The organism is Haemophilus parainfluenzae ATCC 33392 (assembly GCF_031191205.1).
Lineage (GTDB): Bacteria > Pseudomonadota > Gammaproteobacteria > Enterobacterales > Pasteurellaceae > Haemophilus_D > Haemophilus_D parainfluenzae.
This window is the reverse complement of record NZ_CP133470.1, coordinates 520705-531558: the sequence shown is the minus strand read 5'-3', so window position 1 is coordinate 531558 and position 10854 is coordinate 520705. Positions and strand designations below refer to the sequence as shown.

Below are 10854 nucleotides of genomic sequence, written 5' to 3'. Positions count from 1 at the left end.
AGTTTCAAATTAAGCCAAGAAGAATTTATCATCCGGCAATTTACCACCTAATAGTTTTGGATTGAATTCCATCAAAGTTTCATAGAATTGCATGATTTCATTTTTCAGTTCACTGGCTTTGGTCACCGTTAAGCGCGCACCGTCTAAGCCCATTTCAATAGCGGCTTCTGGTGCTGGCAGATAATTAGCGCCAATTTCAGCCGCACTTTTGCGGTTCGCCATAATCCAGTTTAACGCATCACTTAAATCTTGGTGAAGTAGATCAAACTCCACCTTGTGTGCGTGGAAGTATTCTTCATTGGCAATAATGCCTGCCATTGGAATAAGCGGTTTTGTATTAAATGCTTGTCCCCATTCTTTCACTAAATCAAACCCACGCACAATCTCCGTACCGACAATTTTAGCTTTCTGCACAACGGCGCTCGCCATCGGTTCTGGCAGAATAGCTGCATGGAAATCTTTCAGTAAGAACAAACCAATCGCTTCCGTTGGTGTGGCGGCATAGGTGATATCCACTTTATTAATATCAATATTTAGTTTTTTCAGTAAAGCTTGCAATACGATGTCAGGCATATCGTTTTTAAATGGCACAAGGATTTTTTTACCCACCAATTCTTGCGGTGAAGTGATAGGCGTACTTTTACACATCAACTGTGTAATACCATTGGTGAGAATATTTACCATGCCAACTTGTTGCCCTTGATTACGTAAATTCACGCCCACATTACTTGGGCTCATCATCACTTTAAATTGCCCACTTGCTACACCCGCACGCAATTGATCTGGCGAACGCCAAATCTCTAATGCGACATCTGCTTGTTTGGCTAATTTACCTTGCGCTGCCGCCACTGCAATGGTCACACTTGGCATCGCTGGTGCACCATAAATGGTAAATTGTTCTTTCGTTGCCGCAAAGAGAGAAGGCAACATGCCCGCTGCTGTAAATGCCGCACTCATTCTTAAAAAATCACGTCTATTCATTGCCATGGTTATCTCCTTATTGAATCAAACTCAATGCTTGTATTTTGATAATAGTTTTCATTCATTATCTTACTAGCCGTGACTAAAGTAAAGAAAAGCAAAAGTGCGGTCAGATTTTTAGGTGTTTTTAAATTCTTCTACTTTGTTAAGTCGTAACTCCAATCCAACAACTTAAAGATTTCTTCGGTTTCTACGCCATGATCTAACACAATTGTTAGCCAATGGGTTTTGTTCATATGGTAAGCGGGTAAGAAATTAGGTGATTGCTGTAAGATGCTTACCATATCGGGTGGACATTTGAGATTGATGAAATCTGTTGTGCCTTCTTCTTGTAAACCCAATCTAATCTTCGTAATTTTGCCGATAAGTGCATACCATTTTCCTTTACCATTGCCATGACGCAAGATTGCATATTCTGGAAATTTCGACCAAAGATATTCTGGCTGCGTAGCATATTGTTTGGCAGCATAATCAAATATTTGTTGTACTTGATTCAAGTTTTGCTCCTTGAATAATGAGTTGGTTTGTCATCGTTCTTAGAATAAACAAAGACCGCCTGAAAATTGAATTTCAGGCGGCTTTTTAGACTTAAGTTACCAAATATTACCATTTAAAATGCAGTCATTTTTGGATATTTTTAATTACTCAGTTACATAGAAAACTTGTTTTTCAAATTCATGTTTTCCAATTTTTACAGTAAGTACATATTTACCGGTAGGGTCCCATCGACCGAATTCCCAGCAATTTGTTACATATTTCCCATTTTCTAACGGTTTGGCAGTATAAGTAATGCTGTGAGTTTTTTTATTAGGGGATGATGTTATTTGCCCATTAGGCGCTTCGTTGAACTCCATTTGACTTTTAGCCTGCGCTTTGAATGTTTCCGTCACATTGACTTTTTTTCTGAAATGTCCTGTTGCAATCCAACATACTTTCTCATTTTTATTAGAACGAGAAATTTCTTTTTTATGTAAATCGACTGAGGGCATTTGGGTTCTATCAAAGATAGAAAGATAAATATGAGGCTCGTCAGCTTGTTGTTTAGTGTCTTTTGATTGTTCGGTTACAGCGAGGGCCGCGATTGGAAATATTGTTGCTAAGAAGAAGGTTAGTTTTTTCATTTTTGATTCCTTTTTATGTAATAAGTTGGTTTTATTGAATAACCATCATTCCGATACACCCCATATCAGCTAACATCAAATTTGATGCACCAAATAAAAAAGGATGGCTATTTGATGAAGGTTGCTCAAATTTTACTAAAATTTGTACTTTCTTTTTCACCCAAACGGTGTCTTTCCAAACAAGTTCAGTTGGACTGATATTGACGTCATCTTGATTTTCAATAACAAATTTTGCACCCTGAATGGTAAAACCGACAGGCAACGAGCTGTTGATAATCCAACGTTCGACAGTACCGACTTTCGCTGAAACATCAACTCGACGCGGATCAAAACGTTGTTTGTTAATTAAGCCGTTAGTCACATCTAGTTCAAAGGTGCGTTCTTGGGCGATTTTACTTTCGAGCATAGCCGTGGCATCAGTATTGAATGACTCATTCATTTTTTTGTTGAATGCAGAGATTTCACCTAGTGGACGAAGTTCTAAAACGGTGTTATCGGCAAAATCATTATTAGAACTGAATACATTTTTGATTTTGTCGAAGAAACCACGTTTTACGCCAGAAATAAGTGATACGCCTTGGCCTTCGTTTAAATTAACTAACACTTCTGCGCGTTCACCCGGTGCTAGAATGAGAGAATTAATCGCTTTACCTTGTGGTAAAAAACCTAAATCTCTTGCAATGAGTAACATCTCTTGTTCGTTATCTAAACGGAGATCATAGGCTCTTGCCAATGAGGCATTGAGTAAGCGTAAACGTATCCAACCGCGCGGGGCCTCAAGATAAGGCGCTTCTTGCCCATTAACAAGAAGACGATTACCGACAAAGTGCGGTTGATTTTGCTTAAATAATTGTAATCCGTCACCGTTAAATTCCATGTCTTGTAAGATTAATGGAATATCGTCCACACCGTATTTATGAGGTAGCTGAGATTTTAAGCTTTGATCATCTTCAATCAACCACATCCCCACAATACCGCGATAGGTTTGATAAGCCGAGTTAGCTAGGGTTGCAGAGCGATACCAGCAAGTCGCGGCAGGCTGCTCTATTGGGATAATCGGTGCCCAAGATTCCCCTTTTTTGAGGACTTTTGCGGCGCCACCAAATAATTCGCCACTGGCTTGTAATCCCTGAATAGAGAGAGCAATACTTTGTGGCAAATTGTTGTGATAATTGAGTTTTGCAAAAGAACCCGATTTGATGCGAATAGTGGGCCCAAGATAATTGCCGTTAAAGCCCCACACACTGACGCTATGGGAACCATCTAATTTGTAGCCGGTTTCTTCCATATTAAGAATAATTGGGCGACCACGTTTCGCTTCCATCAACGGAGGAATAGTTAATTTTTCACGAGACGCCGCCAATACCGATTGAGGTGTGGCAGCAAGTGCGGTTGAAATTGCGGTAGTTTTTAATAATTGGCGACGAGAAAGACGCAACATATTATTTTCCTTGTGCAATTTCAGCATCGAGTTCGGCGATGCGTTTTTCCATTAAATCGTGGCAGTAAGAGGCAAGTTCGCGTACATTGTCTTTTGTGTAGGATGAAGTATCAATCGGCTCCATCATTTCACAAATCACTTTACCATTATCCCAACGATTTAAATCAATTTTGTTATGGGTTGTCGAGCACACCACAGGCACGATTGGTACGCCAGCCGCAATCGCTGCATGGAATGCGCCTGTTTTGAATGGCAATAAACCACGACCACGGCTACGTGTACCTTCAGGGAACATCCAAATTGATAGATTATCTTTATTGATACGGCGAGCAAGCTCAGTCATGGTACTATGTGCTTTAGAACGATTTTCACGATCTAAGAAAATATTGCCCGTCACCCAATATAAAATACCGAAGAATGGAATCCAAATTAGGCTTTTTTTACCCACACTTACCGTGCGTGGAAGTACCATGTAAGAGATAGTCACCATATCGAAATTATTTTGGTGGTTACCGATGTAAATACAGCGCGGCATATTCTCTTTATTTTGTGGAAAGCGGTGTTCTACATTTAAGCCCAATAAAGGGAATAAACGTCCAAACCAGCGAGCCATAATGCCCACATTGCTTGGGTTTCTGAAACGAATAAAGGAATAGATCGTACCAAGCACACAAATTAAAATACAACAAAGTGCAACGATGAGAATTCTGGCGATTTTTAACATAGAAAAATACCTAATTAAAATTTTTGGAAAGTATAGCAAATTACACAAAAATGTGTGCTAATCTAATGAAAAAAATGACGGAATAGTTATGAAACCCATTTATTTTATTGCAGATCTTCATTTAAGCGAAACGCATCCGGAATTAACCGCACTTTTTCGTGATTTTATGCAAAACCAAGCACAAGAATCGCAAGCGGTTTATATTTTGGGGGATCTTTTTGATTTTTGGATTGGTGACGATGAAACTTCACCTTTAATCTCACAAGTAAAACAGTTGATTAAAAACCTGACAGAAAAGGGCATAGCTTGTTATTTCATTCATGGTAATCGAGATTTTCTCGTCGGGAAAAAATTTGCACAAGATTGTGGTTTAACGTTATTGCCTGACTATCATTGTGTTGATCTTTATGGTGTGAAAACCTTAATTTGTCATGGTGATACCTTATGTATTGATGATGTGAAATATCAACAATTTCGCCGAAAGGTGCATCAAAAATGGCGACAAAGATTGTTTTTATGCTTGCCATTAAAAGTGCGGTTAAAAATTGCAGAGAAAATTCGCGTGAAGAGTAAACAAGATAAGCAATATAAGTCACTGGATATCATGGATGTGAATTTAGCGTTTACGTCGCAAACAGTGAAAGAATTTGGCGTAAATCGATTAATTCACGGTCATACGCATCGAGAAGCCATCCATCAGGAAAAAGGGTACACGCGAATTGTGTTAGGCGATTGGCGAAAGGATTATGCCTCAATTCTGGAAGTAACAGAAAACGGTTATCGGTTTATTTAAACAAAAAGCACAGGATTAAACCTGTGCTTTTTTTCATTAAAACGTGCTGATTTTCAACCGCACTTTATTCTACGGTTACCGATTTCGCTAAGTTACGAGGTTGGTCCACGTCGGTTCCTTTAATTAATGCCACATGGTATGACAATAATTGCATTGGAACAGTGTAGAAAATTGGCGCAATAATTTCATTCACTTTTGGCATGGTGATGATTTTCATGCCTTCGCTTGGCGTGAAGCCCGCTTCTTTATCAGCGAACACATAAAGTTGACCACCACGAGCGCGTACCTCTTCAATGTTTGATTTCACTTTTTCAAGCAATTCATTGTTTGGTGCAACCACGATAACCGGCATATCTGCATCGATTAAGGCTAATGGACCGTGTTTTAATTCACCCGCCGCATAAGCTTCAGCATGAATATAAGAAATTTCTTTTAATTTTAATGAAGCTTCCATTGCGATAGGGTAGAACTCACCACGACCTAAGAAAAGTGCATGGTTTTTCTCTGCAAAGTCTTCTGCTAATGCTTCGATATCTTTATCAAATGCAAGGGCTTTTTCAACTTCAGCCGGAAGTGATTGTAACGCTTTTACAATTTCCACTTCTTGTTCATTTGAGATGTTGCCTTTTACTTTACCAATTGCAGTGACTAACATTAATAATGCGGCCAACTGAGTGGTAAACGCTTTAGTTGATGCCACACCGACTTCAACGCCTGCACGAGTCATGAAGGCGAGATCCGATTCACGTACTAAAGATGAACTTGATACGTTACAGATCGTTAAGGCTGCCATGTAACCTTTTTCTTTTGCAAGACGAAGTGCTGCAAGGGTATCTGCCGTTTCACCTGATTGAGAGATAGTCACTAACAAGCTATTTGGGCGAGTCACAAATTTGCGATAGCGGAATTCAGATGCGATTTCAACATCACAGCTCACGCCAGCAAGTGCTTCAAACCAGTAACGAGCGGTCATTCCTGCATTATATGAGGTACCACAAGCCACGATTTGAATGTGTTCAACTTTTTCTAAAATTTCAGCTGCGCCATTACCAATAGCATCCACGATCACGTTATTATGAAGAATACGACCTTCCATGGTGTTGATTAATGCATTTGGTTGCTCATAAATTTCTTTTTGCATGAAATGGCGGAATTTGCCTTTTTCTGCTGCATCATTTTCAAGGTTAGACTCGTGCACTTCACGTTCTACTTTTTGACCATTCGCATCGTAAATATCCACGGTACGACGTGTGATTTCTGCGATATCGCCTTCCTCTAAATAGATGAAACGACGAGTCACGCTTAAGAGCGCAAGTTGGTCAGATGCAAGGAAGTTTTCACCAATTCCTAAACCAATTACTAATGGGCTGCCTGAACGCGCTGCCACTAAATGTTCTGGATGTTCGCGATCTAATACCACCATGCCGTACGCACCAGTAAGTTGTTTTACAGTTTTTTGTACCGCTTCAAGCAGAGTAGCGGCTGTACGCATTTCCCATTCAACAAGGTGAGCGATTACTTCTGTATCAGTTTGAGAATTGAACACATAACCACGAGATTTCAGTAATTCACGTAATTCTTCGTGATTTTCGATAATACCGTTATGTACTACAGCAAAGTTACCTGAAGTGTGCGGGTGAGCATTGGCTTCAGAAGGTTCACCATGAGTAGCCCAACGCGTGTGCGCAATCCCTGTACCACCGATTAATGGTTTTACTGCAACTGCTTCATCAAGGGCTTTTACTTTACCTAAGCAGCGCACGCGGTGTAATTCATGGTTTGGATCCACGACAGCAACACCTGCAGAGTCATAACCACGATACTCTAAGCGGTGTAAACCATTAATTAAAATTTCTGCTACATCGCGTTGTGCTACCGCACCAACAATACCACACATAGTTTTTCCTTATTTACTAAAATTAAAAGTCTTATTTTTCTGACCGCACTTTATGCTACATCTACACAAATTACTTCTACGCCTTGCGCCATTATGGCGTCTTTGTCAGCCTGAGATAATTTGTTATCGGTAATCAGCACATCAATTTGCTGCCAGGTTAATTCCACATTTGGCATTTTTCTGCCAATTTTTTGTGATTCCACCATCACAATCACTTCACGAGACACTTCAGCCATCACTTGGCTTAAGCGAACCAATTCATTAAATGTCGTTGTACCACGTTCTAAATCAATGCCATCGGCACCAATAAATAATTGGTCAAAATCATAAGAACGTAGGACTTGCTCGGCAATATTGCCTTGGAAGGATTCGGAACGTGTGTCCCAAGTGCCTCCCGTCATTAAGAGCGTCGGTTCATTTTCGAGTGAACGTAATGCGGTGGCCACCGAAAGCGAATTCGTCATCACAACCAAGCCTTGTTTACGATTAAGCTGTTTAATCAAGGCGGCGGTTGTGCTGCCACTATCCACAATAATGCGATTGTGATCACGAATACGTTCTGCAGCTGCTTTTGCTAAGACTAACTTTCGTTGCGAAAGTTCATCATCTTGTTCTTCTTCTATGATTTCTTGTGGCATTAAAATGGCACCACCGTATTTACGAAGAAGGAAACCATTACTTTCCAATGCAGTGAGATCTTTTCGAATCGTCACTTCAGAGGTGTCAAATAACTGTACGAGTTGCTCTACACTGACTTCACCTTGTTCTTGCAGAAGTTGCATGATGGCATGTCTGCGTTGTTGAGTATTTCGGTGTTGAATGTTTCGTTTCATTATTTATACTCCACAATAAGTTTCGGTTCGTAATTATATCGGCAAAATAATGATTGTAAAGCTAAAATTTAGGTAACAAAAAACCCTGACAAAGCAGGGTTTAATTAAAATCCGTTTTAAGACAAATTATTTGATTGCGTCTTTTAATGCTTTACCAGATACGAATGCAGGAACTTTAGATGCTGCGATTTTGATTTCTGCACCAGTTTGTGGGTTACGGCCAGTACGTGCTGCACGTTTGTTCACTTTGAATGTACCGAAACCGATTAATTGAACAGGTTCACCTTTTTTAAGGCTACCAGTGATAGCGGCTAAAGTAGCTTCTAATGCAGCTTTAGCTTGTTTTTTGTTTAATTCAGCTGCACTTGCAATTGCATCGATTAAATCTGTTTTGTTCATAAATTTGTACCTTTTGTTAAATTAAAATTTGACTCTGTTAAGTTAGAGGCCTGTAACCAACTACGGCTTGGCAAAGTCTAATCTAACTGAGCGGGAAATAAAAGCTCGATTTGTAAAAATTGTGACAAATCTCACGTTATTGCTCAATTTTTATACCAATGTTGGAGATTCCCTCCTGTTTGATCTCGTTTCGGAGGGATAAAATCAAGTCTACATCGCGTTTTTCGCAGTCTTTGAGTAGTCGATAGATTTGCCATTGAAGGTCAAGTTCTTCTTCAATTTCTTCACGGCTTTTCAGTTCAGTTTCAGAAAGATCTCGATCTTCTTGTGTTTCTAACAAAGAACAAACCGTGCCTAATGAAATTTGGCTGATTTGAATTGCTTTTTCAAGTGTCTCGCCCGCGATAATCGCATGCAACAATTCACCTAGCGCTTCACAAGCATCGAGAGCAGGTACCACACCAAAGAAGTCGTAATCATTCACATCAGGAATAATTTCTTCAAGTTTCTCTAATTGGTTCTCGAAATTAATCTTTGCCTCTTTAACCGTTAGAAACTCCCACACTAAGTTTAAAATGTTGTGATAGGTTTTGTCTGCAGGCTTTTGTTCCGTCATTTGGCAGAATAGGGCAAAGTTAGGTGCCATACGCTCGCATAAGCAAGCCATAAAGGTCAGATGTTGCCAGCTTTCGAGATTTTCGAGACGCTTGTGAATCGGATTTCGCATTTTTTTCTCGCTTATTTATGATAGGCTTTAGAGAACTCATGAATTGCATCCACGAAGATTTTTGGTGCACTTTCCGGCACATCTTGGTGAATACCATGACCTAAATTAAATACATGGCCGCTGCCTTGACCAAAATCAGCTAAAATTGACCGCACTTCTTGCTCAATACGCTCAGCTGGTGCATATAACACGCTTGGATCCATATTGCCTTGTAGCGCCACTTTATTACCTACACGCGCTTTTGCATCCGCCAAATTAACTGTCCAGTCTAATCCTAGCGCATCACAGCCTGTATTAGCCATGGCTTCTAACCATAAACCGCCGCCTTTAGTAAATAAAGTCACGGGCACTTTACGGCCATCGTGTTCACGAATTAAACCATCGACGATTTTGTGCATATATTGCAGAGAGAAGTCTAAATATTCACGATGACCTAACACACCGCCCCAAGTATCAAATACCATGACTGCTTGTGCACCAGCTTTGATTTGTGCATTTAAGTATAAAATCACGGAATCCGCTACCTTATCTAATAAAAGATGTAAAGTTTGTGGTTCGGCATACATCATTTTTTTGATTTTATTGAAGGTTTTGCTACTACCACCTTCAACCATATACGTTGCCAGTGTCCACGGGCTACCAGAGAAACCAATCAGTGGCACTTCGCCTTTTAGTTCGCGACGAATTGTGCGCACCGCATTCATCACATATTGAAGTTCGCCTTCAGGGTCAGGAATTGGTAAATTTTCGACCGTACTTTTGTTTTCAATTGGACGGGCAAATTTCGGGCCTTCACCTGCACCAAAACTTAATCCTAAGCCCATTGCATCAGGAATAGTAAGAATATCTGAAAATAAAATAGCTGCATCTAAAGCATAGCGACGAAGTGGTTGTAAGGTGACTTCACAAGCTAAATCCACATTACGGCAAAGAGACATAAAATCGCCTGCTTCTGCACGCGTTGCTTTATATTCAGGCAAATAGCGCCCCGCTTGGCGCATCATCCATACGGGGGTCATATCCACTGGTTCGCGTAATAAGGCTTTTAAATAACGATCATTTTTTAATTCAGACATGGGCTTTCCTTCATTTATTTTATTCCGCTTTGCAAAGCTCAAGCGTAGCATTAATTAATTTGAGTGCGATAGTACCTGTTGGCGGTAATTCTGGCAAGGGGGCTACGCTAGAAAACCATTGTGCATCATGCAGTTCCGTTTCTTGCAGTTGAATTTCCCCGCTGTCGTAATCAGCTAAAAAACCCACCATTTGTGAATTTGGGAATGCCCAAGGTTGGCTACCGAAATAGCGAATATTTTTAATGCGAATGCCGGTTTCTTCAAACACTTCGCGATGAACGGCATCCTCGAAGGTTTCACCTACTTCCACAAAACCTGCTAGCGTGGTGTAAATACCTGCTTTGCCAGGCGTGTAATGACGTTTATGGTTGGCTAATAAAATCTCAGTGCCACGGCGAACGGCGACAATAATCGAAGGGCAAATAACCGGATAAGTGCGATAGCCGCAACTTGTACATTGAACCGCAAGCTCATCGTGAGTTTGTTCCACTTTTTGACCGCACTTTCCGCAGAATTGGTGAGTTTTCAAAAAATGATTGATTTCCACGCCTCGGCTTAATAAATGAAAATCTTCAGTCGGTAATGACAACAAACTCCGTAAGGAAAGGTATTCTCGTTCATCTTGCTCATTTTCTGCCACAAGCCATAAAGGTTGTGATTTCCATTTCCCGAGCAACATTGCTTTTTGCGTTGTGAGGTCAAGTTCCTTTGCTGATCCAAAAGGCAGATCATTTTCCTGCCAATAAAGTGTTGATCCTTTGGTGAACAGCCAATATCCCTGATCTTCGGGCTGAATTGCTTTCATATTTTTCTCTTTTTTATTCTAAAAGTGCGGTCATTATAAAAGGGATTTCTAATAAAA

At 40.2% G+C, this 10854-nt stretch carries 12 protein-coding genes; 1 reads left to right on the top strand and 11 read right to left on the bottom strand.

Annotated elements, in window-relative coordinates:
- Window positions 1–9: 9 nt before the first annotated feature.
- The 5 genes from RDV53_RS02605 to RDV53_RS02585 form a co-directional block, all read right to left on the bottom strand.
- Window positions 10–987 (bottom strand): ABC transporter substrate-binding protein, encoded by a 978-nt coding sequence (locus RDV53_RS02605; RefSeq protein WP_005696952.1) that lies wholly within the window; start codon window positions 985–987, stop codon window positions 10–12.
- Between the two features lie 131 nt (window positions 988–1118).
- Entirely contained in the window at window positions 1119–1478 is a 360-nt protein-coding gene (locus tag RDV53_RS02600) for an MmcQ/YjbR family DNA-binding protein (RefSeq protein WP_005696951.1), read from the bottom strand.
- Window positions 1479–1622: 144 nt separating this feature from the next.
- A complete protein-coding gene (locus RDV53_RS02595; RefSeq protein WP_005696950.1) occupies window positions 1623–2102 on the bottom strand; it encodes a PM0630 family protein in 480 nt (159 codons plus the stop codon).
- Between the two features lie 31 nt (window positions 2103–2133).
- The gene (locus RDV53_RS02590) at window positions 2134–3543 is read right to left on the bottom strand and encodes a multicopper oxidase domain-containing protein (protein ID WP_032822593.1); all 1410 of its coding nucleotides are present in this window, start codon (window positions 3541–3543) and stop codon (window positions 2134–2136) included.
- A 1-nt stretch (window position 3544) separates the two neighbouring features.
- Window positions 3545–4267 (bottom strand): 1-acylglycerol-3-phosphate O-acyltransferase, encoded by a 723-nt coding sequence (locus tag RDV53_RS02585; protein ID WP_005696948.1) that lies wholly within the window; start codon window positions 4265–4267, stop codon window positions 3545–3547.
- 88 nt (window positions 4268–4355) lie between these two features.
- On the opposite strand from RDV53_RS02585, the gene lpxH reads away from it, so the two are divergent.
- Window positions 4356–5060, top strand: a complete 705-nt coding sequence (gene lpxH, locus RDV53_RS02580) for a UDP-2,3-diacylglucosamine diphosphatase (RefSeq protein ID WP_005696947.1) — start codon at window positions 4356–4358, stop codon at window positions 5058–5060.
- Between the two features lie 64 nt (window positions 5061–5124).
- On the opposite strand, the gene glmS is transcribed toward lpxH, so the two are convergent.
- From glmS to nudC, 6 genes are all read right to left on the bottom strand, one after another.
- On the bottom strand, window positions 5125–6957 hold the full coding sequence (gene glmS / locus RDV53_RS02575) for a glutamine--fructose-6-phosphate transaminase (isomerizing) (RefSeq protein WP_005696946.1): 1833 nt from the start codon (window positions 6955–6957) through the stop codon (window positions 5125–5127).
- Window positions 6958–7007: 50 nt separating this feature from the next.
- The gene (locus RDV53_RS02570; protein ID WP_005696945.1) at window positions 7008–7790 is read right to left on the bottom strand and encodes a DeoR/GlpR family DNA-binding transcription regulator; all 783 of its coding nucleotides are present in this window, start codon (window positions 7788–7790) and stop codon (window positions 7008–7010) included.
- Between the two features lie 126 nt (window positions 7791–7916).
- On the bottom strand, window positions 7917–8189 hold the full coding sequence (locus RDV53_RS02565) for an HU family DNA-binding protein (protein WP_005696943.1): 273 nt from the start codon (window positions 8187–8189) through the stop codon (window positions 7917–7919).
- A 136-nt stretch (window positions 8190–8325) separates the two neighbouring features.
- The gene (locus tag RDV53_RS02560; RefSeq protein ID WP_005696942.1) at window positions 8326–8916 is read right to left on the bottom strand and encodes a YjaG family protein; all 591 of its coding nucleotides are present in this window, start codon (window positions 8914–8916) and stop codon (window positions 8326–8328) included.
- Between the two features lie 11 nt (window positions 8917–8927).
- Complete coding sequence (gene hemE / locus RDV53_RS02555) at window positions 8928–9992, bottom strand: uroporphyrinogen decarboxylase (RefSeq protein ID WP_032822594.1); 1065 nt, start codon at window positions 9990–9992, stop codon at window positions 8928–8930.
- A 19-nt stretch (window positions 9993–10011) separates the two neighbouring features.
- Entirely contained in the window at window positions 10012–10797 is a 786-nt protein-coding gene (nudC, locus tag RDV53_RS02550) for an NAD(+) diphosphatase (RefSeq protein ID WP_005696940.1), read from the bottom strand.
- Window positions 10798–10854: the final 57 nt, after the last annotated feature.